The sequence below is a fragment of the Streptomyces sp. NPDC007907 genome (genome assembly GCF_042959365.1).
GTDB classification, from domain to species: Bacteria; Actinomycetota; Actinomycetes; order Streptomycetales; family Streptomycetaceae; genus Streptomyces; species Streptomyces indiaensis.
In genome coordinates this window covers 1-24,937 of record NZ_JBIBKR010000009.1, presented here as the reverse complement: position 1 = coordinate 24,937, position 24,937 = coordinate 1, and the positions used below count along the sequence as shown (strand labels likewise).

The following is a 24,937-nucleotide window of genomic DNA, read 5'->3' as shown; positions in this document are numbered from 1 at the left end:
CTCTCACCACCTGTCGGCCCGGTTTGGGCCGCATCTGCGGGAACCCCTTGACGCGACGGTCGCCCCGCCCGGATTCTGTTGCGTATAGCGCTTGCTCCTGCGCCATGTGAAACATCATGTTACTCAAGAGTCCGGATCCCGGTAGGGGACGAGCTCCCGGCAGGGGGTCCCGTCCTCGGGGTGGGACCGATGACGTGCACCAACACCTTCCCGTGCCCGGACCCGCCCAGGTCCCGGCACTCCCAGCGACTGCCTACAGTCTGGCCGAACTGGTCCGGACCATGCGTCCAGGACCGAGAGGGGGGCCCGTGATTCCCGTCTGCCGCCTCGAAGACCTCCCCAAGGGGGAGTCCTTCCGCGTCGAGACGACCCCGCCCGTCGCCGTGTTCCACACCGACGACGGCGATCTCTACGCCATCGACGACACCTGCACCCACCAGGACGCCTCCCTCTCCGAGGGCTGGCTGGAGGGCTGTCTCGTCGAATGCCCGCTGCACGCGGCCTCGTTCGACCTGCGCACCGGCGAGCCGACCTGTCTTCCGGCCCGCCGCCCCGTCCGCACCCACCGCGTCACCGTCGACGACGGCTTCATCCACCTCCACCTCGTGGCGGAAGAGGGGACAGCGGCGTGAACGCACAGCGCACGGGAACCCCCGGCACTCGTACGGGGACGGGTGCGTGTGGCGGCGGTGCCGACGCCGCGAGGAGGCGCTCCGCATGCGAACCGTGACCATCGTCGGCGCCTCGCTCTCCGGTCTCTACGCCGCCCGGGAACTGCGCGCCCAGGGCTACGACGGACGTCTCGTGATCGTCGGCGACGAACCTCACGCCCCGTACGACCGGCCTCCCCTCTCCAAGGACTTCCTCACCGGCCGCGCCGACGAGACCCACCTCGCCCTCACCGACGCCGAGGAGACCGCGGAACTCGGCGCCGAGTGGATCCTCGGCGTCCGTGCCCGTGCGCTGGACGCCCGCGGCCGGACCGTGCTGCTGGACGACGGCCGCGCCCTCTCCACCGACGGCGTCGTCATCGCCACCGGCGCCTCGGCCCGCCGCCTGCCCGGCGACACCCTGGACGGCGTGCACACGCTGCGTACCCTCGACGACGCCCGCGCCCTGCGCGAGGAACTCACCCCGGGCCCGCGCCGCGTCGTGGTCATCGGTGGCGGCTTCATCGGCGCCGAAACCGCGTCGTCATGCTCCTCCCTCGGCCACTCGGTGACCGTCGTCGAGGCCGCCCCGCTCCCGCTCGTGCCCCAGCTGGGTGCCGAGATGGCCGCCGTGTGCGCCGCGTTGCACCGCCGCGCCGGCGTGGAGCTGGTCACCGGAACGGGCGTGGCCGGACTCCGGGGCACCGCCCGCGTCACGGGAGTAGACCTCACCGACGGCCGCAGCCTTCCCGCGGACGTCGTGATCGTCGGTATCGGTGCCGTCCCCAACACCGCCTGGCTCGTCGGCTCTGCCCTGGCCCTGCGGGACGGCGTCGTGTGCGACGACGGCTGCGTCACCTCACTGCCGCAGGTCGTCGCAGTCGGCGACGTGGCCGGCGTCGGCGGCCACCGCGCCGAGCACTGGACGTCCGCCACCCAGCAGCCGAGAGTCGCCGTGACCAACCTGCTCGCCGGACGCACCGCCGAGACCGCCCTGGCGGTGCCCTACTTCTGGTCCGACCAGTACGGAGCCCGCATCCAGTTCGCCGGCCGGCGCCGCGACGGCGACGCCGTCCGCCTCGCCGAAGGCGAACTGTCCGACGGCGCACCGGCCGAGGGCGGCTTCCTGGCCCGGTACGAGCGGGACGGCCGTACGACCGCCGTACTCGCCGTGGACCGCCCGCGTCCGTTCATGCGGGCCAGACGCGAACTCGCCCGGGGTGCGGAAGAGGGGCAGACCCAGTCGGTCCCGTAATGAGCGGATAGACCGGGGCGGAGCCTGCGGCCTCCCTGCCTCAGGAGTGGGACAACTGCCCTGCCCCGCCCCGCCGGCGTATCCGCCCGTGTGCGCGCTCGGCGGCACGCTCCTGCCGCCGGGTCCGCCGCCGCTCCCGGCGCAGGGCCCGCGCGGTACTGCTCGGCACGGACACCACGCCGTGGCGCTGGTTCCAGACCTGGCGGGTCACCCACACGTCGAGCGCCCCCCACGTGGCCGCGATCGTGCTGACCACGCTGCTGATCACCATGGGGAACGCAAGCCAGGAGCCGGCCATCGCGCACAGGAAGGCCACCATGGCCTGGATCAGGGTCACGGCTATGAGGAGAACCGCCCGCACGGCCGCCGTCCGCACCGGATCCGGCAAGCGCCGGCGCCGCGCGGGCTCCTCGACCCACAGAGGCCGGTGGTACCGCTGCTCCCGAGCACCGCGACCCGCCTCGTGATCCGGAAACCCGCTCTCCTGTCCCGAGGGCTCCGCCCCAGCCTCTCGGATGCCGCGTTCGGCCGCTCCGAGGCCCCGATGCCCCGTCAGCCGCGCCCCATCCGCCCTGGGCGCACTGCGCCGTTCCGCCGTGCCCATCACCGTGTCACTCCCCACCGCCAGCAGACCGCTCGCTCGCATCCGAAGACCCGTGCTCCCCAGTGGCTGCCCGGCTTGCGCTGTTTTACGCCGCCCAGGTGCGCAACGCGGCTCCTGTGGCCGATTCCGCCCCCGTTTCCCGGAGAGAAGGACGAACGGCCGTTCACGAAGATTCCCGGGAACCGAAAAATTTCAGCCAACCGCCCGGACAGCGTTCGGGTGTGGGGCCGCGCCGCCACCACCGAATACGGGCAGACAACTCCCGCAATGCCCGGACAACTCACCATGCCCCGTGGCTGGCACGGAAGTTCAGCTTCCGGACCGGTCTTCGAGTTCCCTGTGCGTCGGTAGTAGGCTCGCGCCGTTTGTTGACGCACATGTGTACCCCCGGTAGCGGGGGGCCCGAGCAGGGGGAGGCCATGCGCTTTCGCGGAAAGTCCATCCGCCGGAAGATCGTGGCGCTGCTTCTCGTGCCGCTGGTGTCCCTGACCGCGATCTGGACCTTCGCCACCGTGCTCACGGGACGCGAGGCGGCCGACCTGTTCAACGTGTCGTCCGTGGTGGAGAAGATCGGCTACCCCATCGAGGACACCGTCCGCGTCCTCCAGGAGGAACGCCGCCAGACCCTCGTCTACCTCGCCGACCCCCGTGCCTCCGACGGCCTCGCCGCTCTCCGCCGCAGCCGTACCGCCACCGACGAGGCCATCGGCGGCATCCGCGACAACGCCCGCAACCCCGACGTGCGGGACGCGATGGGCGCGGACACCGACGAGCGGCTCACCGCCGTCCTGGACGGCTTCGACGGCATCGAGTCGCTGCGCCGCAGCGTCGAGGACGGCACCGTCAACCGCACCCAGGCCCTCGACCTCTACAACCGGCTCGTCGACCCCTGCTATGTCCTCCTCGCGAACCTGCACGTCGTCGACAACATCGAACTGGACAAGCAGTACCGCGCGCTGGTCAATCTCGCCCGGGCCCGCGAACTGCTCTCCCGCGAGGACGCCCTCCTCGGCTCCGCCCTGATCGTCGGCAGGATCTCCCACTCCGAGGAGCGGGACATCTCCGACCTGGTGGCGCAGCGCACCCTGATGTACGACGTCAACCTGCCGCTGCTGCCCGTGGCCGAGCGCGACCGGTACCAGAGCTTCTGGAAGAACGCCTCCTCCGCCCCCTTGCGCGTGGCCGAGGAAGCAGCCGTCTCCTCCGGCGCCGGCACCCCCCGCGGCGTCTCCGCCAAGAGCTGGGACAGCGCCGCCGGGAACGTGCTCGACGAGCTCGGCACACTCAACGACCAGGCCAACGACCGTTACCAGGACCGCGTCCACCCCGTCGCCGTCGGCGTCATCGCCAAGGCCGTCATCGCCGGGGCCCTCGGCCTGATCGCGCTCCTGCTCTCCCTCTTCCTCTCCGTACGCGTCGGCCGCACCCTGATCCGCGACCTTCGGCAACTGCGCCTGGAAGCCCACGAGGCATCCGGAGTGCGCCTGCCCAGCGTCATGCGCCGCCTCTCCGCGGGCGAACAGGTCGACGTCGAGACCGAGGTCCCGCGCCTCGAATACGACAAGAACGAGATGGGCGAGGTCGGCCAGGCCCTCAACACCCTGCAGCGCGCGGCCGTCGAAGCCGCCGTCAAGCAGGCCGAGTTGCGCGCCGGCGTCTCCGAGGTCTTCGTCAACCTCGCGCGCCGCAGCCAGGTCCTCCTCCACAAGCAGCTCACCCTCCTCGACGCCATGGAGCGCCGGACCGAGGACACCGAGGAACTCGCCGACCTGTTCCGCCTCGACCACCTGACCACGCGTATGCGCCGGCACGCCGAGGGCCTCGTGATCCTCTCCGGCGCCGCACCCTCCCGTCAGTGGCGCAGACCCGTCCAGCTCATGGACGTCGTACGCGCCGCCGTCGCAGAGGTCGAGGACTACGAGCGCATCGAGGTCCGCCGCCTTCCCCGCAACGCCATCACCGGCCCGGCCGTCGCCGACCTCACACATCTCGTGGCCGAACTCCTGGAGAACGCGACGGTCTTCTCGCCACCGCACACCGCCGTCCAGGTCCTGGGCGAGCGGGTCGCCAACGGCTTCACCCTGGAGATCCACGACCGTGGCCTCGGCATGGCCGCGGAGGCACTCCTGGACGCCAACCTCCGGCTCGCCGAGACACCGGAGTTCGAACTGTCCGACACCGACCGGCTCGGCCTGTTCGTGGTCAGCCGGCTCGCCCAGCGCCAGAACGTCAGGGTCTCCCTCCAGCCCTCCCCGTACGGCGGCACCACCGCCGTGGTCTTCATCCCCGACACGCTGCTCACCGACGACGTCCCGGACACCAACGGCATCGGATTCCGTCTCGACCGCCCCCAGCTCGCCTCGGAGAAGGAACCACAGGACGGCCGCCGCGCCGCGCTGTCCCACGCGCCCGCGCAGCACCCCGGTCTGCCCGCCTCCCTGCTGGACGGCCCGGTCGAGCTGGAGGCCCCCGTCGACCTCGACACCATCGGGGACTTCCCGGGCGCCATCGAGGACGAGGACAGCGAACACGGCGGCCTGTTCCGCCCCCGCCACTCCCTCACCCGCGACACGGACGAACCCGCAGGCCGCCGCACCGATGCGCGCAGGCAGCCCGCCGACGCCCGCACCGACGGTGACGCCGAGCCGAGCGACCCGGTCGCCCTGCCCCGCCGCCACACCCCCAAGCTGGTCAGCTCCCACGGACGCCCGGTGACCGAGCAGCGCCCCCGCCGGGGGAGGACGGACGAGGAGACCACCTCTGCCGTCGGCCGAACGGACAGGAGCCCCACCTCCGCACTCCCGTCACGGCGCCGGGGCGAGGGGCCCACGCCCGGCCGGGACAGTGGCCGGTCAGGGCCGGAACCCGCGTCCGCCCTCCCGGCCAGGCGCCGCACCGAGAGCCCCTCGACCGGTAGCCGTCGGGGCGACGCCCTGCCGGAGGCACCGCCACCGCTGCCCGCCCGCCGCCGCGGGACGGACCCGGCCCGCCGTGGCATCGGAGCCGTCGGCCGCCACCAGGACCAGCAGGATCCCACGGAGTCCCCCGCGCCCTCCGGCGACGTCGGTGACCGGTCGGAGCCGTCCGCCCTGCCGAGGCGGACCCGCCGCGCGGAGATCGCCTCCAGCGGCCCGGCCCGGCCGGACCACCCCGCCGACTCCGCCTCGGCGACCACCGGCGGCGCCTCGAACCAGGAGACCGGCTCCGGCGACGCGCCCAGGGGAACCGGCTCCGCGGCACAACCCGCTTCCGGCACCGCGCCGCTGCCCCGGCGCGTCCGGCAGGCCAACCTCGCCCCGCAGCTGAAGCGGAGCTTCGTGCCGTCCGGCGAGGACACGGCCGAGCCCGTCGAGCGCGACGCCGAGGAAGTACGCAGCCGCATGGCATCGCTCCAGCGTGGCTGGCAGCGCGGCCGTGAGGAGAACGCCGCGGGCGATGCCGCCCACACCGGCGCAGCACCACAAGGAACGACAGAGGGGGACGGTCGATGACCGCACCGAAGGCGACCGGCCACACCGCGACCAACAAGGGGGAGCTGAACTGGCTCCTCGACGAGCTCGTGGACCGCGTCGCGAGCATCCGCAAGGCTCTCGTGCTCTCCGGCGACGGTTTGCCGACGGGCGTGTCCAAGGACCTGACCAGGGAGGACAGCGAGCACCTCGCTGCCGTCGCCTCCGGCTTCCACAGCCTCGCCAAGGGCGTGGGACGCCACTTCGAGGCCGGCAACGTCCGCCAGACGGTCGTCGAGCTCGACGACGCCTTCCTGTTCGTGACGGCGGCCGGCGACGGCAGTTGCCTCGCCGTCCTCTCCGACGCCGACTCGGACGTCGGCCAGGTCGCCTACGAGATGACGCTCCTGGTGAAGCGGGTGGGTGCGCATCTGGCCGCCGCACCGCGCACCGATCTGCCCGCAGGCGGGTAGTGGGATGACATGAGCGCTGACGGTCAGGGAAGAAGCCACTGGTTCGACGACGAGGCCGGACCGGTCGTCCGCCCGTACGCCATGACCCGGGGCCGCACCAGCAGCCAGGGCCAGCACCGCCTGGACCTGATCGCGGTCGTGGTCGCGGAACCGCAGGCGGACGATCCGGAAGCGGACCACATGCTCTCCCCGGAGCACGTGGACATCGTCGAACTGTGCCGCGACATCCCGCAGTCGGTCGCCGAACTCGCAGCGGAACTCGACCTGCCGATCGGAGTGGTACGGGTCCTCGTCGGAGATCTCGTGGACGCGGAATTCGTCCATGTGAACCGGCCCGTACCCCCTGCCGAGCTGCCGGACGAGAGTATTCTGCGCGACGTGATCAACGGCCTCCGGGCGCTGTGAGCAGCGCGGAAGCGGGGTATTGACGTGACTGGCTGGCAGTTCTGGGTGGACCGAGGCGGCACCTTCACCGACATCGTCGCCCGGCGCCCGGACGGCCGGCTGCTCACGCACAAGCTGCTCTCGGACAACCCGGCACGCTACGCCGACGCCGCAGTCGAGGGCGTCCGCACCCTGCTGGCCGGCTCGGGCGACCCCGTCGACAGCGTGCGCATGGGGACCACCGTCGCCACCAACGCTCTCCTGGAGCGCACGGGGGAGCGCACCCTCCTGCTCATCACCCGGGGCTTCCGCGACGCCCTGCGCATCGCCTACCAGAACCGCCCGAGCATCTTCGCCCGCCGCATCGACCTGCCCGAGCTGCTGTACCAGCGGGTCGTGGAGATCGACGAGCGCATCGCCGCCGACGGCACCGTCCTGCGCGCCCCCGACCTGGACGCCCTCGCCGGGCCCCTGCGGGAGGCGTACGACGACGGGATCCGCGCCGTCGCCGTGGTATGCATGCACAGCCACCTCCACCCGGCCCACGAACAGGCCGTCGGAGAGCTCGCCGCCCGCATCGGCTTCCCGCAGATCTCGCTCTCCAGCGAGACGAGCCCGCTGATGAAGCTCGTGCCCCGCGGGGACACCGCCGTCGTCGACGCCTACCTCTCGCCCGTGCTGCGCCGCTACGTCCGCCACGTCGCCGACGAGCTCGAAGGCGTACGGCTGATGTTCATGCAGTCCAACGGGGGCCTCACCGAGGCCGGGACGTTCCGTGGGAAGGACGCCATCCTGTCCGGGCCGGCCGGCGGCATCGTCGGCATGGCCCGCATGTCCCAGCTCGCCGGATTCGACCGGGTCATCGGCTTCGACATGGGCGGCACCTCCACCGACGTCTCCCACTTCGCCGGCGCCTACGAGCGGGTCTTCACCAGCAAGATCGCCGGCGTCCGGCTGCGCGCCCCCATGCTCGACATCCACACCGTCGCCGCCGGCGGCGGGTCGGTCCTGCACTTCGACGGATCCCGCTACCGCGTAGGGCCGGACTCGGCGGGCGCGGAGCCGGGGCCCGCCTGCTACCGCGGCGGCGGACCGCTCGCCGTCACCGACGCCAACGTCATGCTCGGCCGCATCCAGCCCGCCCACTTCCCGCACGTGTTCGGCCCGAAGGGCGACGAGCCCCTCGACGACGCACTCGTCCGCGACCGCTTCACCGCTCTCGCCCGCGAGATCGGCGAGCGGACCGGCGACGACCGCACGCCGGAACAGGTCGCGGAGGGCTACCTGCAGATCGCCGTCGCCAACATCGCCTCCGCCGTGAAGCGGATCTCCGTGCAGAAGGGTCACGACGTCACCCGCTACGCCCTCACCACGTTCGGCGGCGCGGGCGGCCAGCACGCCTGCATGGTCGCGGACTCCCTCGGCATCCGCACCGTCCTCGTGCCCCCCATGGCCGGAGTCCTGTCCGCCCTCGGCATCGGCCTCGCCGACACCACCGCCATGCGCGAGCAGTCCGTCGAAGCCCCCCTCGAACCCGCCTCGATGCCCGGCATCCACCAGACCGCCGAGGACCTGGAAGCGGCGGCCCGCGCCGAACTCCTCGCCGAGGACGTCCCCGAGGAGCACATCGAGATCACCCGCCGCGCGGAGCTGCGCTACGACGGCACCGACACCACCCTCACCGTCGAGCTGACCGAGCCCGCCACGATGCGGCGCGCCTTCGAAGAACGTCATCGTGCCACGTACTCCTTCACGCTCGACCGCCCGATCGTCGTCGAAGCCCTCTCCGTCGAAGCCACCGGCATCACCACACCCCCCGATCTGTCCGCTCTCGCTCCCTACGCAGCCGCCACCGGCGCAACGCCCCCAAGCGGCTCCCAGGGCTCCGCAGCGCCCCCGACCGTCCGCCTCCACACCGGCGGCACCTGGCGCGACGTGCCCCTCCACCGCCGCGAGGAACTTCCGCCCGGCGACCCCGTCACCGGCCCGGCGATCATCACCGAAGCCGGCTCCACGACCGTCGTCGACGACGGCTGGCGGGCCGCGGCGACCGACGACGGGCATCTGGTCATGGAACGCGCCGCGATTACGCAGAGTTCCGAAGTCGACACGAAAGTCGACCCCGTTCTGCTGGAGGTCTTCAACAACCTCTTCATGTCGATCGCCGAGCAGATGGGCGCCCGCCTCGAATCCACCGCCCAGTCCGTCAACATCAAGGAACGCCTGGACTTCTCCTGCGCCCTGTTCGACCCGGACGGAAACCTGGTGGCCAACGCCCCGCACATCCCCGTCCACCTGGGCTCCATGGGCACCAGCGTCAAGGAGGTCATCCGCCGGCGCGGCTCCCGCATGCGCCCGGGCGACACCTACGCCGTCAACGACCCGTATCACGGCGGCACCCACCTGCCGGACGTCACCGTGATCACACCGGTCTTCGGCACCACACCGGCACAAGACACGGAGAGTGACAGGCGGGAGGGTGCGGAGCGGGCTCCGGAGATCCTCTTCTATGTCGCCTCCCGTGGCCACCACGCCGAGATCGGCGGCATCGCCCCCGGCTCCATGCCCGCCGGCAGCCGCACCATCGAGGAGGAAGGTGTCCTCTTCGACAACTGGCTGCTCGCCGAGAACGGCCGCTTCCGTGAGGCGGAGACCCTCCGCCTCCTCACCGAGGCGCCCCACCCCTCACGCAATCCGCGGACCAACCTCGCCGACCTGCGCGCCCAGATCGCCGCCAACCGGAAGGGCGTCGACGAGGTCGGCCGCATGATCGACGACTACGGCCTCGACGTGGTCCAGGCCTACATGAGGCACGTGCAGGACAACGCCGAAGAAGCAGTACGGCGCGTCATCGACGCCCTCGACGACGGCGAGTACACCTATGAGACCGACTCGGGGGCCGTCATCCGTGTCGCCGTGCGCGTGGACCGCGGACGCCGGGCCGCGACCATCGACTTCACCGGTACGTCCGCGCAGCTGCCGACCAACTTCAACGCGCCCTTCTCGGTCGTCAACGCGGCCGTCCTGTACGTCTTCCGCACCCTCGTCGCCGACGACATCCCCCTCAACGACGGCTGTCTGCGCCCCGTGCGCATCGTCGTCCCGCCCGGTTCCCTGCTCGCGCCCGAGCCGCCCGCCGCCGTCGTCGCGGGCAACGTGGAGACCTCCCAGGCCGTCACCGGCGCCCTCTACGCGGCGCTCGGCGTGCAGGCCGAGGGCTCAGGGACCATGAACAACGTCACCTTCGGCAACGAACGCCACCAGTACTACGAAACCGTCGCCTCCGGCTCCGGCGCGGGTGACGGCTTCCCCGGAGCACCCGTCGTCCAGACCCACATGACCAACTCCCGCCTCACCGACCCCGAGGTCCTGGAGTGGCGACTGCCGGTGCGCCTCGAGGAGTTCGCCGTCCGGCGCGGCAGCGGCGGCGCCGGACGGTGGCGCGGCGGGGACGGCGCCGTACGCCGGATCCGCTTCCTGGAACCCATGACCGTCTCCACCCTGTCCCAGCACCGCCGAGTCGCCCCGTACGGCATGGCGGGCGGCGAGCCGGGCGCGCTCGGCGCCAACCGGGTGGAGCACACCGACGGCACGGTGACCGAACTGGGAGGCAGCGACTCCGCGGACCTCGTCACCGGCGACGTACTCGTCATCGAAACCCCGGGCGGCGGAGGCTACGGCCCACCCTCGCCCGACCCCCATCAAGCAGGAGAAGAGATCGATGATCTTCGGGCGTTCTGAGCGCGGCAAGCCTCCGGTCGAGCCCGTCACGCTCAAGATCCTCGTGGCGGGCGGCTTCGGCGTGGGCAAGACCACGCTCGTCGGCGCGGTCAGCGAGATCAGGCCGCTGCGTACCGAGGAGCTGCTCACCGAGGCCGGCCGCCCGGTCGACGACACCAGCGGTGTGGAAGGCAAGCACACGACGACCGTGGCCATGGACTTCGGCCGGATCACCCTCCGCGAGGACCTGGTGCTGTACCTCTTCGGTACGCCCGGGCAGGAGCGGTTCTGGTTCATGTGGGACGAACTCTCCGAAGGCGCGCTCGGTGCCGTCGTACTCGCCGACACCCGCCGCCTGGAGGACTGTTTCGCCGCCGTCGATTACTTCGAACGGCGCTCCATCCCCTTCCTCGTCGGCGTCAACTGCTTCGAGGGCGCTCCCCGTTACCCCGTCGACGACGTCCGCCGGGCCCTCGACCTGGACGAGGGCGTGCCGCTCATGATGTGCGACGCCCGCGACCGCGAATCGGTCAAGGAAGCACTCATCGGTGTCGTCCAGCACGCCATGGCGTACGCGGCGGACCGCCGTGAGGCCGTCACCGGCTGACGTCCCCGGGGCGACCGGCGCGGCCCGTACCCCCACCGACCGGGGTACGGGCCGCAGCCGGAAACGCGCTCCACGCGCGCGGGGTCAGCTGTCGTCGTCCTCCTCCCAGCCGAAGCTCTTCTCCACGGCCTTGCGCCAGTTGTGGTACTCGCGGTCCCGTACCGACGCCTCCATGTTCGGCGTCCACTCGACGTCCTTCTGCCAGTGCGCCTTGAGCTCGTCCAGGTCGTTCCACACTCCGGTGGCCAGACCGGCCGCGTACGCGGCGCCCAGACAGGTCGTCTCGGAGACCTTCGGCCGCACCACCGGCACGTCGAGCACGTCCGACTGGTGCTGCATGAGCAGGTTGTTCTTCGTCATGCCGCCGTCGACCTTCAGGGTGGTGATGTGCACCCCGGAGTCCTGGTACATGGCGTCCACGACCTCACGGGTCTGCCAGCTGGTCGCCTCCAGCACCGCGCGCGCGAGGTGCGCCTTCGTGACGTACCGGGTCAGGCCGGTGATCACGCCGCGCGCGTCGGAGCGCCAGTACGGGGCGAACAGGCCCGAGAACGCCGGAACGATGTACGCGCCGCCGTTGTCCTCCACGCTCGCCGCGAGAGGCTCGATCTCGTCCGCCGTCCGGATGATGCCGAGCTGGTCCCGGAACCACTGGACCAGCGCGCCCGTGATGGCGATCGCGCCCTCCAGGCAGTAGACCGGCGCCTCATTGCCGATCTTGTAACCCATGGTCGTCAGCAGTCCGCTCTTCGACGGCACCGGGCGGTCGCCCGTGTTGAGCAGCAGGAAGCTGCCCGTGCCGTAGGTGTTCTTGGCGGTGCCCACGTCGTAGCAGGCCTGCCCGAACACGGCCGCCTGCTGATCGCCCAGCGCGGAGGCCACGGGCACGCCGGCGAGCTGGCCGACGGCGGTGCCGTACACCTCCGAGGAGGAGCGGATCTCGGGCAGCATGGCCTCGGGGATGTTCATCGCCGACAGGATCGAGGGGTCCCACTCGAGGGTCTGCAGGTTCATCAGCATGGTGCGGCCGGCGTTGGTCACATCGGTGACGTGCTGCCCGCCGTCCGTGCCGCCGGTGAGGTTCCAGATCAGCCAGGAGTCCATGGTGCCGAAGGCGATCTCGCCGCGTTCGGCACGGGCCCGCAGGTCCGGCACGTTGTCGAGCAGCCAGGCCGCCTTGGGCCCCGAGAAGTAGGTGGCCAGCGGCAGACCCGTCTGCTCGCGGAAACGATCCTGCCCGTCCGTGCCGCCCAGCTGGTTGCACAGCGCGGCCGTCCGCGTGTCCTGCCACACGACGGCGTTGTGCACCGGCTTGCCCGTCGCCCGGTCCCACAGCAGGGTCGTCTCGCGCTGGTTGGTGATGCCCATCGCGCTCAGCTGGTCGGCTCGCAGACCCGCTTTGGCGATCGCGCCCGCGACCACCGCCTGTACCTTCGACCAGATCTCGGTGGCGTCGTGCTCCACCCAGCCGGGCTTCGGGAAGATCTGGCGGTGCTCGCGCTGGTCCACGGCGACGATCGCGCCGTCCTGGTCGAAGACGATGCAGCGGCTCGACGTGGTGCCCTGGTCGATGGCTGCGACGTACTTCGCGGAGTTGTCCGTCATGGCTACCCCTTCGGCTGGTTCAGAAGGCTGCGTTGTAGATGACGCCACCCAGCAGGCCGCCGATCAGTGGTCCGACCACGGGGATCCACGAGTAGCCCCAGTCGGACGTTCCCTTGTTCGGGATCGGCAGGATGGAGTGGATGATGCGCGGGCCGAGGTCACGTGCCGGGTTGATGGCGTACCCGGTGGGCCCACCCAGGGACAGGCCGATACCGACGACCAGGAGGGACACCAGCAGGATCGCGATGCCGGACCCGTAGATGCCGCCACCGCCGGGGATCAGGCCGATTCCGACGCCCTCGACGTGCCTGTCCTGACCGACCAGGGCCAGGATGGGCAACACCAGGGCGATGGTGGCGAGGATCTCCGTCATCAGGTTGGCGATCGGGTTCCGGATCTCGGGGATGGTGGAGAAGATCCCGAGCGTCGGGACCGGCTCGTCCACCGTGCCCTCCGTGGTGCCCGTCTTCCGCACGTTCGCCGCGAACTGTGCGTAGTACACGAGGTAGCACAGGACGGCCCCGATCATGGCGCCGGTGATCTGGCCCAGGAGGTACACCCAGACCTTGCTCCACACACCGGTGTCGACGGCGAGGCCGAAGGTGACGGCCGGGTTGATGACCCCTCCGGAGAGGGGAGCGGCGGTGTACGCGCCGGCCAGGACGCCGAAGCCCCAGCCGAAGGTGATCACGATCCATCCGGAGGCCCGGGCTTTCGAGAATCTGAGGGTGACGGCGGCACACACGCCGGCACCGAACAGGATCAGGATCGCCGTGCCGATCAGTTCGCCGAAGAAGATGTCTCCGTTAGTCATGGCTGCTCCTCAGCCTGGCCCGGGACGATCCGCCCCGGTCCTCACCTGCAGGGTGCGTTTCCCGTGGCTACTTCAGCCGAAGGCAGGGAGATCCCGCGCCCCGCCCGGCATCCGTGACGAGCGTGCCGTCGCAGCCGGATCGCCCGTGGGGGAAAGGCCTTGGCGCAGACGCGCTTTCGCGCCGCTGTGCCGGAATGCGCCGACTATGTACGGCGATGTCGACTGACACCGGAAGTGTTCACCGGCACCCCAAGGGCGTCAAGATAGCCGACCGCAACGGTTGGCGTCGGACGGTCACCGGGCTCGCGCCGGGCCGACGGGCCTGTTTGCTCGGCCACGGCGGCGCCCGGTCGGGTCAATGTTCAGATCTGGTCGGACCCGCGCGGGCCCGCCGCGCGAGGCGTGAACGATGGTGTCCGGCCTGCGCCGAGCCCCGCCGGGGGGCCGGAGCCCAGCCGTGCCTGACTCCTCGCCTGCTAGTGTCCAGCATCCACCTGACCTGGCGGTTTCTCAACCGCAGGAGATCGGCGGGGCCGTGCGCGCCGCGGATACGCGCTGCCACAGGCCCACCCCGGCCCCACAGCCCCCCGGGTTCGGCGGCGGGCCGGTCGGCGTACAGCGCGTGCCCGTAGTAGCGCCCTGGCAAAGCTCGTCTGCGTCAAATGCCCTCCAGCTGTGAGCGCCGCCGCTCACCGGCCCTTCGTCTCCGGGCATGCACGCATGCATGTCCAGCCCACGACCGCGCCGGTCGGCCTTCTGGTCACAGCAGCGGCGACATCGATCACCAGGTCGTACGGGGCCGTGCCGTCGGCGCGTTGCAGTGCGGTCAGCGGGAGTCCGGTCCCGGGACACGGACGCCGGCGGCGCGCAGCTTGGTCTCGACGAGGGCGGTCAGCCGGGCCGAGGCCGGCGCCTGCTCCGCGGCGTGTTGGGAGATCGGCTTGTACCGGGTCGCGGCCTGGGTGCGGGCTTGCAGACCAGTGACGATTCTCAGCTGTGCGGGATTGGCGAGGTAGTGATCGGCCATGGCGGTGGCGAGAAGCCCTCGGGGACCAGAGCCCTGGCCAGCACCCATCCCTCCCGGGCGGCGGCCACCTCGTCGGTGGTGAAGCCGAGGCCGGACATACGGCACGCCCGCCCCGGCAAGTGTCCGGACCTGCACGAGTCGCAACAACTGGACCGATCCGTACCTGTGGTAGCCAGAACTGTCACGTTCTGGCTCCTCGACCAGGCCCAGCTCGTGTGATGCCGCACCGTCTTGATCGTGACGCCGGCGAAGGCCGTCGCCTGGCCGATCGTGATTCCGTTCCTCATCTGCCTTATCCGCCTCATGCTCGGGGCCGGCCGCGGACGCGAACACCGCGACGGAACAAGGGCGCGCCGCGCCGAACGCGGTGAACCGGCGCGGCCCTGATACGCGTTCATACCGTGGGCAGAGCCGGATCGGCCTTCCCGTCGCAGAACACCTCGTTGACGAGCCGCTGTGTGGCCTTCTGAAAGGGCACGGCCCGCGACAGCGCGGCGTTGTCAACCTCAGCTGTGGTCCAGGCCATGGTCGCTGCCTCAAGCGAACGTGACGCCCTCCGGCAGTAGTTACAGACGTCGGCCGCCGGTCACCACGTCGCATGGGGCCCTTCCCCCGGCGTCCGCACTCCTGATAGACGCAGGTACATGACACGACTCAGCGCCATGGCACGTGCTCTGATCACCGCGGCCGCCGTCCTGCTGGCATCGACCGCCCTCACCCCGACCGCCCACGCCGACACCGAACCCAAGTCACCGAAGGACTTCGTGGCCCTGAGAAGCGTGGATCCGACGATCCTTCAGGAGATGCGCTACGTCACCCCGCACAACTTCGTGGGCGAGCGCATCGACGGCTACCGGCAACCCCTCTGCATCCTCACCCGCCCCGCCGCCGAAGCCCTCCACCAGGCCCAGCACACACTCCTGCGCAAGGGCTACACCCTCAAGGTGTACGACTGTTACCGGCCCCAACGCGCGGTGGACCACTTCGTCCGCTGGGCCGAGGACCTCGACGACCAGGCGATGAAGGGCGAGTTCTACCCGAACGTCGACAAGACGCGACTCTTCGCCGACGGCTACATCGCGGCGAAATCCGGCCACAGCCGCGGCTCGACCCTGGACGTCACCCTCGTCAGGCTCCCGGCGAAGCCGACCCGGCCCTACCGCCCGGGAGAGCCCCTGGTGCCGTGCTTCGCACCCCAGGGCGAGCGGTTCCCGGACAACTCGGTCGACATGGGGACCGGCTTCGACTGCTTCGACACTCTCTCGCACACCCTCGACCCCCGTATCCAGGGCCACCAGCGTGCCAACCGGCTGCTGCTCAAGAGCACGCTGGAAGGCCTCGGCTTCGTCAATCTGGCGGAGGAGTGGTGGCACTACACCTTCAAGCCGGAGGCCTATCCGGACACGTACTTCGACTTCCCCGTGTCCCGGACATCGCTCACCGGCGCCCACTGAGCAGCCTGCCCACGGCGCCCTCTCCGTGATCGGCTACAGTCCGCCGCGTGGCCGAATCTCAGCACTCCGCTTCCGACTCCGTGCCGAACTCACACTGTTCGAGCTGCGGCGCGCCCTACGGAGAGGGCATCACCGGCTGGCCCCGCACCTGTCAGGTGTGCGGGGCCGTGGCCTACCGCAACCCGCTGCCGGTCGCAGTGGCCCTGCAGCCCGTGTACGACACCAAGGGCACCGCCCTGGTCGTCATCACCCGTACCATCGCTCCCGCGCGCGGGGGCATCGCACTGCCCGGCGGCTACATCGACGACCGGGAGGACTGGCGGCAGGCCGTCATACGCGAACTCCGCGAGGAAACCGGCATCGACGCGGCCGGCCGTGACGTCCGGCTCGCCGACGCGATGAGCTCACCGGACGGGCACCTGCTGCTGTTCGGACTCCTCCCGGAACGCCCCGCCGAGGGTCTGCCCCCCTCGACCGCCACGGACGAGACGGCTGGCTGGACCCTCCTGCGCAGGCCCGAGGAACTGGCCTTCCCCCTGCACACCCTGGCCGCACGCGCATGGTTCGAGGGCCGCTACATCTGAGCTCGTCCCTCCGGCCCGCGGAGCAGATCCCTCCCTGGCCGGATCAGCTCACGGCTCCCGGACCCCTCGAACGCGCACCGGGTAGGACGGCACGCCCCCGCCGTCCTCACCCTCCCGCTCGACGACCACCCGGGAGCCCCTCCACCGAGCGGTGTAGCGCTCGATCTCCGGCTCGTCCCACCCCTCGCCCCCGTCCGGCACGACCAGCCCGCCCCCGGTCCGTCCCCGGGCGGGCGCCCACACCTCCAGCTCCAGCCCCCCGTCCTCCCCACGTACCGGAAGCACGGCACCCGCGCGCGCGAACACCGGGATCCGCGACAGGGGCGCGTCGACCAGCACCTGCCCGGGCCCCTCGTACGCCTGCCCCGTCGCGACGTCGTACCAGCGCCCCCGCGGCAGTCGCACGGCACGGCGGACGGCGCCCGGCTCCAGGACCGGCGCCACCAGCAGGCCGTCACCCAGGAGGAAGGCGTCCTCACAGTCACGCAGCATCCGATCCTCGGGCGCACCCCACCACACGGGCCGCACATAGGGCGCTCCGGTCCGTCGCGCCAGATGCGCCAGCGTCACGAAGTACGGCAGCAACCGCCGGCGTTCGACGAGCGCCGCGCGCGCGTGCCGTACCACCTCGCCACCGAACTCCCAGGGCTCCCTGCGTCCCGCCCGCAGGCTCGCGTGCGTACGGAACAGCGGCAGATACGCGCCCAGCTGGAACCAGCGCAGATACAGCTCCGGTGACGGATCCCCGTCGAACCCCCCGATGTCCGGCCCCGAGTACGGGACACCACACAGCCCGAGCCCCATCACCAGCGCCAAGGACGCCCGCAGCCCCGGCCAGCCGGTGGCCACGTCCCCCGACCACGTCCCTCCGTAGCGCTGCATCCCGGCCCACCCGGAACGGGAGAACAGAAACGGCCGCTCCCCGGGCGCGAGCCCGCGCACTCCCTCGAAGCCCGCCCTGGCCATGCACAGCGCGTACACATTGTGCGCCTCACGATGATCACCACCGCGGCCCTCCAGGGAGTGCCGGGCCGAGCGCGGCAGCGTCGACTCACCGAAGGCGGTGAACGACGTGGGCTCGTTCATGTCGTGCCAGAAGCCCGAGATGCCCTGGGCGAGCCGCTCCTCGTACAGACCGCCCCACCACTCCCGCACGCGCGCGTGCGTGAAGTCCGGCCAGACCACCTCCCCGGGCCACAGGACACCCTCCACCACCTCCCCGGAGGCGTCCCGCACGAACGCGTCCTCCGCCACCCCGGCGTCGAACACCGCGCCGCCCGGCAGGGCCTTCACCGCCGGGCCGACGACCGACACCAGCCGGACGCCGTCCCTCCTGAGTTCCTCGGCCAGGACCGGCAGCTTGGGAAAGCGGTCATGGTCGACGGTGAACACCTGATGCGCGTCGAGGTGGTCGATGTCCAGGTGCACGGCATCCAACGGCAGACCGTGCTCCATGTAGCCCGCGACGATCCGCCGGACCTCCTGCTCGCTGCCGAACCCCCACCGCGCATGATGGTGCCCGAGCGCCCACGCGGGCGGCAGCGCCGGCGCCCCGGTGAGTGACGCCCAGGCGAGCAGCACACGTGCGGGAGTGCCCACCATCACCCAGCAGCGCAGCGGACCTCCGTCCATCCGCAGCTCGCTCGTCCCGACCCGGTCGTGCCCGGACCCCGCCCCCTCCTCGCCCTCCCGCAGCGTCACCGTGCCGTCCCACGCGTTGTCGTGGAACACCAGATGCGTACCGCCGTCGGACACCACCACCTGCACCGGCATCGTGATGTACAGCGGGTCGGTCCCCGGCACGAACGCGCGACCGGGATCGGTGTTCCACAGCCGGTAGGTCCCGTCCGGCAGCCGAGGACCCGAGCTGCGCCCCCCGAGCCCGAAGAACCGGGCGTCCGCGCCCACCTCCGACCGCTGCATCCACCGCGCAGGGCCGCCGCCGACCGGCTCCCACCACCGCGGCGGCAGATCACGCCGCAGGGTCACACCACCCGGAGTCCGTACCTCCACCGCGCCGTGCCGCGAGACCACCACCGTCACCCGCTCGGCCACCACACGCCAGCCGCCGTCCTTGTCCGGCTCCAGGACCGCCCGCGGATCCGGCTCCGGACAACGGCCGGCCAGCGCGTAGGACGGCTCCGGCCCCGCCCCGTCCCACCCCCAGAACACGGCCCCGTTCACCGCGACCAGAATCCGCAGCTCCGACCGGCTGAACCGGACCACACCACCCCCTGGCTGCGGCTCCACGTCCGCCACGGGCCCGGGCACCCGCGCACGCTCGGCCCCCCGCGCCGGCAGCCCGGTGGCGTCGGCCCGGCGCCTGCGCCACGCTGCTCGTACGGTACGCACACCCTGCGCCGCCCCCACCGAAGCCAACGCTTTCATCGAACGCACCAGGTCACGACCGTTCATGCTGCTCACCCTGCCACTGACGGCCCAACGCGGACGTGTCGTTCAACTGCCGTTCACCCGTGCCAGGACCACATCTTCACGACACGGACTATGTGGGGCGCACCCTGGTGCCGAAGTCGATCACATGGCATTGTCCGTGCCAGCCGCTCACGCGCACACCCCAGCCCGTGCGCGGAGGACGCACACGACGCGCACAGTCCGGGAGCCGACCATGTCGACCGTCAGTCACCAGCCGCTCTGGCAGCCCGACCCCGAGCGCATCGCCCGCGCACGGATCACCAGGTTCCAGGCCTGGGCCGCCGAGCACCACGGCGCCCCCGCCGAGGGCGGTTACGCGGCCCTGCACCGCTGGTCCGTCGACGAGCTGGACGCCTTCTGGAAAGCCGTCACCGAGTGGTTCGACGTCCGCTTCTCGCACCCCTACGCACGCGTGCTCGGCGACCGCTCGATGCCGGGCGCCGAGTGGTTCCCCGGAGCGACCCTGAACTACGCCGAACATGCCCTGCGCGCGGCCGCCACCCGCGCCGACGAACCGGCCCTCCTGCACGTCGACGAGGCCCATGAACCGCGGCCCGTCACCTGGTCCGAGCTGCGCCGCCAGGTCGGCTCACTGGCAGCCGAACTGCGCGCCCTCGGCGTACGCCCCGGCGACCGCGTCAGCGGCTTCCTACCGAACGTCCCGCAGGCGGTGGTCGCGCTCCTCGCCACCGCGGCGGTCGGCGGCGTCTGGACCTCCTGCGCACCCGACTTCGGCGCCCGCAGCGTCCTCGACCGCTTCCAGCAGGTCGAACCCGTCGTGCTCTTCACGGTCGACGGCTACCGCTACGGCGGCAAGGAACACGACCGGCGCGAGGTGGTCGCCGAACTGCGCCGGGAGCTGCCCACCCTGCGCGCCGTGATCCATATCCCGCTCCTCGGCACCGAGCCGCCCGAAGGCGCCCTGGAGTGGTCGGCACTCACCTCCGCCGACGCCGACCCCGTCTTCGAGCAGGTGCCCTTCGACCACCCCCTGTGGGTGCTCTACTCCTCCGGCACGACCGGCCTGCCCAAGGCCATCGTCCAGTCCCAGGGCGGCATCCTCGTCGAGCACCTCAAGCAACTCGGCCTGCACTGCGACCTCGGCCCCGAAGACCGCTTCTTCTGGTACACCTCGACCGGCTGGATGATGTGGAACTTCCTCGTCTCCGGCCTGCTCACGGGCACCACGATCGTCCTCTACGACGGCAGCCCCGGCTATCCCGACACCGGCGCACAGTGGCGGATCGCCGAACGCACGAAGGCCACCCTCTACGGCACCTCCGCCGCGTACGTCATGGCCTGCCGCAAGGCCGACGTACACCCGTCCCTGGACTTCGACCTCTCCTCCGTGCAGTGCGTCGCCACCACCGGCTCGCCCCTGCCCCCCGACGGATTCCGCTGGCTCCACGACGAGGTCCGCGACGACCTGTGGATCGCCTCCGTCAGCGGCGGCACCGACGTGTGCTCCTGCTTCGCCGGAGCCGTACCGACCCTCCCGGTCCACGTCGGCGAACTCCAGGCCCCCTGCCTCGGCACCGACCTGCAGTCCTGGGACCCCAGCGGCAGCGCCCTCGTCGACGAGGTCGGCGAACTCGTGGTCACCAACCCCATGCCGTCGATGCCGATCCACTTCTGGAACGACCCCGACGGCAGCCGCTACCACGACAGCTACTTCGACACCTACCCCGGCGTGTGGCGGCACGGCGACTGGATCACCCTCACGTCCCGCGGATCCGTCGTCATCCACGGCCGTTCCGACTCCACGCTCAACCGCCAGGGCGTCCGCATGGGATCCGCCGACATCTACGAAGCCGTCGAACGCCTCCCCGAGATCAAGGAGTCCCTCGTCATCGGCATCGAGCAGCCCGACGGCGGCTACTGGATGCCCCTCTTCGTGCACCTGGTCCCGGGAGCCGTCCTCGACGAGGCCCTGCTGAAGCGCATCAAGCAGACGATCCGCGAGCAGCTGTCCCCGCGCCACGTCCCCGACGAGATCATCGAAGTACCGGGCGTCCCGCACACCCTCACCGGCAAGCGCATCGAGGTCCCCGTCAAACGCCTCCTCCAAGGCACCCCCCTGGAGAAGGCGGTCAATCCAGGCTCCATCGACGACCTCGGCCTGCTGAACTTCTACGAGGAACTGGCCCGCAAACGCGCCTGACGCCGCCCGCCCCTCTGAGCGCAGGTCACAGCACACCCGCTGTGACCTGCGCTCTCCGTCATCGATGCCTCGAACGATCACCAACTCGACCCTCACTGTCAGTGGCGGCCGTTACTTTGAGTGAGCATTGATCGACCGTGCACAGGGGGAACGATGACGCACACCGACCACCGGACCATGCGACGCGTCTTGCACCGCGAAATGACCGGCACCATCGGCCTGCTGGCCGACGAGCACGACTTCCGGGCCATGCGGCGCTACCGCAGCTTCACCTTCCACGATCACGCGACCTACCTGAAACAGGTGGAGGCCCTCCTCAGGACCAGGGCCCTGCAAGGCAGCCACACCACCGTGGCCCTCTTCGACCCCGAGGAGTACGCGGACTTCTGCACCCGCAAGGACCTGGACCCCGACACACCGTCGAGCCGATCCCGCTTCACCGCCCAGATCGCGACGACCGGCCCGACCCTGCCCTACGACGGCCGCCCGCTGGCCGACCTACTCCCCGCCCTCGTGGACGAGGCCGTCCGGCATGCCACCTGGGAGTACGCCAGCACCCTCCTCGCCCGCCTGGGCGCCTGCACCACCTGCGGTGAGGACATCGGACGCGCCGCCTTCACCCGAGCCGCGGAACTCCTCGTCCGCATCCTCGACACCGCACCACCCGGCCACCGCCACCTGGTCTGCAGTGTCACCGGCTCACCCGAAACCCTCGTCGCCGCCCTCCACATCACCGACGACGGAGCCGGCCTGGAACTGGACGAGACCGAAGCTCTCGAATTCACCACCGTCCTGGCCCTCGGCCTGGCGACCGAGGGCCCCGGAGGACTAGTCATCCGCGCCACCGCCCCCGGCACACCCGACCGCGTCTACGGCTGGCGCGTGCGCGCCTACGCACTCGAACCCCTCACCGCGGGAGAGGTCTTCGACGCCTACTGCACCGACGTCGAATCCGGCGACCTGATCGCCCCCGAATCCAACGTCGACTACTGCGCACCACCCGATCTGGGAGAGGAGGACGGGACTCAAGGGCACCGGCACTGAACGCGCGAGGGGCGCCCCACCTCAGTGGAGCGCCCCTCCCGGAAAACGGCCGACGGCCCGGCCAGGCCTACTCGCCCGACAACACCGCCTGCGCCGCACTGCGCGCTTCCTCGGCGCTGTCCGTCGCCCGCGCCGCAGCAGCGGCCCGCTCGCACTGCGCCAGCGTGTACTTCGCCAGCGTCGCCCGGACGTAGGGAATCGACGCGGCACCCATCGAGAGAGAGGTGACACCCAGACCGGTCAGCACACACGCGAGCAGCGGGTCGGACGCGGCCTCACCACAGACGCCACAGCTCTTGCCCTCGGCCTTGGCCGCCTCGGCGGACAGCTCCACCAGGTCGAGCAGGGCGGGCTGCCAGGGATCCTGCAAACGGGACACCGCACCCACCTGACGGTCGGCGGCGAACGTGTACTGGGCGAGATCGTTCGTGCCCAGCGACAGGAACTCGACCTCCTGCAGGATCGAGCGAGCCCGCAGCGCGGCGGACGGGATCTCCACCATCGCGCCGAACTTGGCCCGCAGCCCGGCCTCACGGCAGGCGTCCGCGAAAGCCCGGGCATCCGTACGGTCCGCCACCATCGGCGCCATGACCTCGAGGTAGACCGGCAGCCCCTCCGCCGCCTTCGCGAGCGCGGTCAGCTGGGTGCGCAGCACCTCCGGGTGGTCGAGCAGCGTCCGCAGACCCCGCACACCGAGCGCGGGGTTCGGCTCGTCGGACGGCGTGAGGAAGTCGAGCGGCTTGTCCGCACCCGCGTCCAGCACCCGCACCACGACACGCCCCTCGGGGAACGCCTCGAGCACCTGCCGGTACGCGGCGACCTGCTTCTCCTCGGAGGGCGCCTGCTTGCTGTCGTCCAGGAAGAGGAACTCGGTACGGAAGAGACCGACCCCCTCGGCACCGGCCTCGACGGCGGCCGCCACATCGGCAGGGCCGCCGATGTTCGCGAGCAGCGGCACCTTGTGACCGTCCGCCGTGGCGCCGGGCCCGGTCGAGGCCGCCAGCGCCGCCTTCCGCTCGGCAGCCGCCGCTTCGAGCTGCGCCTTCTTCTCGTCGCTGGGCTCCACGAAGATCTCTCCCGTGCTGCCGTCGACGGCGATCATCGTGCCCTCGGCGAGCTCACCGGCACCCGGCAGCGCCACCACGGCCGGTACCCCGAGCGCCCGGGCCAGAATCGCGCTGTGACTGGTCGGCCCGCCCTCCTCGGTGACGAAGCCGAGCACCAGAGTCGGATCGAGCAGCGCCGTGTCGGCCGGCGCGAGGTCGCGGGCGACCAGGACGTACGGCTCGTCGCTGTCGGGCACGCCCGGCATGGGCACGCCCAGCAGCCGGGCGACGATACGGTTCCGCACGTCGTCGAGGTCGGCCACGCGACCGGCGAGGTACTCACCGGCGCCCGCCAGCAGCTCGCGGTAAGAGGCGAACGCGTCGTACACCCCGCGCTCCGCCGTGCTGCCGACGGCGATCCGCCGCTCCACATCGGCCATCAGCTCGGGGTCCTGGGCCATCATGGCCTGCGCCTCGAGCACCGCCTGGGCTTCACCGCCGGCCAGGTTGCCCCGCGCCATCAGGTCCGCCGCCACCGCCTCGACGGCCTTGCGGGCGCGCCCCTGCTCACGCTCCGCTTCCTCCGCCGGTATCTGCTTCGCGGGCGGCTCGAGCACCGCCGTTCCCATGTGCCGAACCTCGCCGATGGCCACACCGTGGCTCACGCCGACGCCTCGCAGCGTTGTCTCCATCTGACCCGTCTCCGATAGAGCGGCGGCCCCCGCCGCCGCGGTGGTTGTCGTACTCGCCGTCTCACAGGACGGCACAGGAGTCACTTCCAGAGGAAGAGACTGTCGCCGGCCTTCACATCGCCGTTGTCGCGAAGATCGGAGAGAGCTTCGGCCGTGGCCTCCAGTGCCACGACCGGGCAGATGGCGGACTTGCCGGCGGCCTCGACGGCAGCCGGGTTCCAGCGGACGACACCCTGGCCGCGCCGGACGGTGTCGCCCTTGTTCACGAGCAGCTCGAAACCCTCGCCGTTGAGCTGCACGGTGTCGATACCGAGGTGGGTGAGCACGCCGTGTCCGTGTTCGTCGACGACGACGAACGCGTGCGGGTGCAGGGAGACGATGACGCCGTCCACGGGAGAGACGGCCTCGGAGGGCTCACGTACGGGGTCGATCGCTGTGCCCGGGCCGACCATGGCCCCGGAGAAGACCGGATCCGGCACTGCAGCCAGTCCGATGGCGCGTCCTGCCAGCGGGGACGTCACGGTGGTCATGGGAAGCCTCCCAGGGGTGGAGATCGATATGGCCGTCCCTGTGGCACCGGGCGGCACACTGTTCAGCAGCGTATGTCACCTGAAGTGCCGGTTCCGCTGAGCACTCCGAAGTGGTCTAGACCATACCCCATGGCGATTTGCACCCGCTCCAAGCCCGCGTGTACAGTCGTACTCCTGCTTGGGGCTGAGCGACGCACTCGCGTGCCGGCCGGGCAGCAACCAACTTGTCAGATCCTATCTCTGGGTCGCCTTCTGCATGCCTGCAGGACGGTGGTCGGAGGGCCGGAAAAACACTGATAGAGTTTGGAACACCGAAGGGAAGCGCCCGGAGGAAAGCCCGAGAGGGTGAGTACAAAGGAAGCGACCGTTCCTTGAGAACTCAACAGCGTGCCAAAAGTCAACGCC

The 24,937-nt window shown here is 71.0% G+C and carries 19 protein-coding genes; 11 read left to right on the top strand and 8 right to left on the bottom strand.

Translation table 11 applies throughout. The annotated features are described in order from the left end of the window. Positions 1-308: 308 nt before the first annotated feature. Both ACFZDI_RS31765 and ACFZDI_RS31760 read left to right on the top strand, forming a co-directional pair. Complete coding sequence (locus tag ACFZDI_RS31765; RefSeq protein WP_234848080.1) at positions 309-632, top strand: bifunctional 3-phenylpropionate/cinnamic acid dioxygenase ferredoxin subunit; 324 nt, start codon at positions 309-311, stop codon at positions 630-632. A gap of 85 nt (positions 633-717) precedes the next feature. Next, positions 718-1,905, top strand: coding sequence for an FAD-dependent oxidoreductase (locus ACFZDI_RS31760; protein WP_391255302.1), 1,188 nt, complete (start codon positions 718-720; stop codon positions 1,903-1,905). A 40-nt stretch (positions 1,906-1,945) separates the two neighbouring features. Here the strand turns inward: ACFZDI_RS31760 and ACFZDI_RS31755 are convergent, their stop codons facing one another. Beyond that, a complete protein-coding gene (locus ACFZDI_RS31755) occupies positions 1,946-2,509 on the bottom strand; it encodes a hypothetical protein (protein ID WP_391255935.1) in 564 nt (187 codons plus the stop codon). 419 nt (positions 2,510-2,928) lie between these two features. Here ACFZDI_RS31755 and ACFZDI_RS31750 point away from each other — a divergent pair, with 419 nt between their 5' ends. Genes ACFZDI_RS31750 through ACFZDI_RS31730 form a run of 5 tightly spaced genes read left to right on the top strand, consistent with a single transcriptional unit; the run spans position 2,929 to position 11,142 of the window. Beyond that, a complete protein-coding gene (locus ACFZDI_RS31750; protein WP_391255299.1) occupies positions 2,929-6,000 on the top strand; it encodes a nitrate- and nitrite sensing domain-containing protein in 3,072 nt (1,023 codons plus the stop codon). Beyond that, a complete protein-coding gene (locus ACFZDI_RS31745) occupies positions 5,997-6,431 on the top strand; it encodes a roadblock/LC7 domain-containing protein (protein WP_234848084.1) in 435 nt (144 codons plus the stop codon). The genes ACFZDI_RS31750 and ACFZDI_RS31745 overlap by 4 nt, the downstream gene beginning before the upstream one ends. 9 nt (positions 6,432-6,440) lie before the next feature. Beyond that, positions 6,441-6,836 carry a DUF742 domain-containing protein gene (locus ACFZDI_RS31740; protein WP_104778870.1) on the top strand — a complete coding sequence of 132 codons (396 nt, stop codon included), beginning with the start codon at positions 6,441-6,443 and terminating at the stop codon, positions 6,834-6,836. 24 nt (positions 6,837-6,860) lie between these two features. After that, positions 6,861-10,556, top strand: a complete 3,696-nt coding sequence (locus ACFZDI_RS31735; RefSeq protein ID WP_391255295.1) for a hydantoinase B/oxoprolinase family protein — start codon at positions 6,861-6,863, stop codon at positions 10,554-10,556. After that, positions 10,537-11,142 carry an ATP/GTP-binding protein gene (locus ACFZDI_RS31730; RefSeq protein WP_234848086.1) on the top strand — a complete coding sequence of 202 codons (606 nt, stop codon included), beginning with the start codon at positions 10,537-10,539 and terminating at the stop codon, positions 11,140-11,142. The genes ACFZDI_RS31735 and ACFZDI_RS31730 overlap by 20 nt, the downstream gene beginning before the upstream one ends. Positions 11,143-11,226: 84 nt before the next feature. On the opposite strand, the gene glpK is transcribed toward ACFZDI_RS31730, so the two are convergent. The 4 genes from glpK to ACFZDI_RS31710 form a co-directional block, all read right to left on the bottom strand. Next, positions 11,227-12,747: a glycerol kinase GlpK gene (gene glpK, locus ACFZDI_RS31725; RefSeq protein ID WP_234848087.1), complete on the bottom strand. Its 1,521-nt coding sequence runs from the start codon at positions 12,745-12,747 to the stop codon at positions 11,227-11,229. Positions 12,748-12,766: 19 nt separating this feature from the next. Further along, the gene (locus ACFZDI_RS31720) at positions 12,767-13,561 is read right to left on the bottom strand and encodes an MIP/aquaporin family protein (RefSeq protein WP_234848088.1); all 795 of its coding nucleotides are present in this window, start codon (positions 13,559-13,561) and stop codon (positions 12,767-12,769) included. 826 nt (positions 13,562-14,387) lie between these two features. Continuing rightward, on the bottom strand, positions 14,388-14,588 hold the full coding sequence (locus ACFZDI_RS31715; RefSeq protein ID WP_234848091.1) for a hypothetical protein: 201 nt from the start codon (positions 14,586-14,588) through the stop codon (positions 14,388-14,390). A gap of 394 nt (positions 14,589-14,982) precedes the next feature. Continuing rightward, positions 14,983-15,114: a hypothetical protein gene (locus tag ACFZDI_RS31710; RefSeq protein WP_391255289.1), complete on the bottom strand. Its 132-nt coding sequence runs from the start codon at positions 15,112-15,114 to the stop codon at positions 14,983-14,985. A 118-nt stretch (positions 15,115-15,232) separates the two neighbouring features. On the opposite strand from ACFZDI_RS31710, the gene ACFZDI_RS31705 reads away from it, so the two are divergent. Next, entirely contained in the window at positions 15,233-16,042 is an 810-nt protein-coding gene (locus ACFZDI_RS31705; RefSeq protein WP_391255287.1) for a M15 family metallopeptidase, read from the top strand. 47 nt (positions 16,043-16,089) lie between these two features. Next, on the top strand, positions 16,090-16,626 hold the full coding sequence (locus ACFZDI_RS31700) for an NUDIX domain-containing protein (RefSeq protein ID WP_361119503.1): 537 nt from the start codon (positions 16,090-16,092) through the stop codon (positions 16,624-16,626). Positions 16,627-16,674: 48 nt separating this feature from the next. On the opposite strand, the gene ACFZDI_RS31695 is transcribed toward ACFZDI_RS31700, so the two are convergent. Continuing rightward, entirely contained in the window at positions 16,675-19,041 is a 2,367-nt protein-coding gene (locus ACFZDI_RS31695; protein WP_391255285.1) for a TIM-barrel domain-containing protein, read from the bottom strand. Between the two features lie 211 nt (positions 19,042-19,252). On the opposite strand from ACFZDI_RS31695, the gene ACFZDI_RS31690 reads away from it, so the two are divergent. Continuing rightward, entirely contained in the window at positions 19,253-21,220 is a 1,968-nt protein-coding gene (locus ACFZDI_RS31690; RefSeq protein ID WP_391255282.1) for an acetoacetate--CoA ligase, read from the top strand. Between the two features lie 153 nt (positions 21,221-21,373). Continuing rightward, positions 21,374-22,264 (top strand): hypothetical protein, encoded by an 891-nt coding sequence (locus tag ACFZDI_RS31685; protein WP_391255280.1) that lies wholly within the window; start codon positions 21,374-21,376, stop codon positions 22,262-22,264. 67 nt (positions 22,265-22,331) lie between these two features. Here ACFZDI_RS31685 and ptsP read toward each other — a convergent pair whose 3' ends face one another. Together ptsP and ACFZDI_RS31675 are read right to left on the bottom strand one after the other, a co-directional pair. After that, complete coding sequence (gene ptsP / locus ACFZDI_RS31680; protein WP_234850736.1) at positions 22,332-24,002, bottom strand: phosphoenolpyruvate--protein phosphotransferase; 1,671 nt, start codon at positions 24,000-24,002, stop codon at positions 22,332-22,334. A gap of 80 nt (positions 24,003-24,082) precedes the next feature. Next, on the bottom strand, positions 24,083-24,532 hold the full coding sequence (locus ACFZDI_RS31675) for a PTS glucose transporter subunit IIA (protein WP_234850737.1): 450 nt from the start codon (positions 24,530-24,532) through the stop codon (positions 24,083-24,085). Positions 24,533-24,937 lie beyond the last annotated feature (405 nt).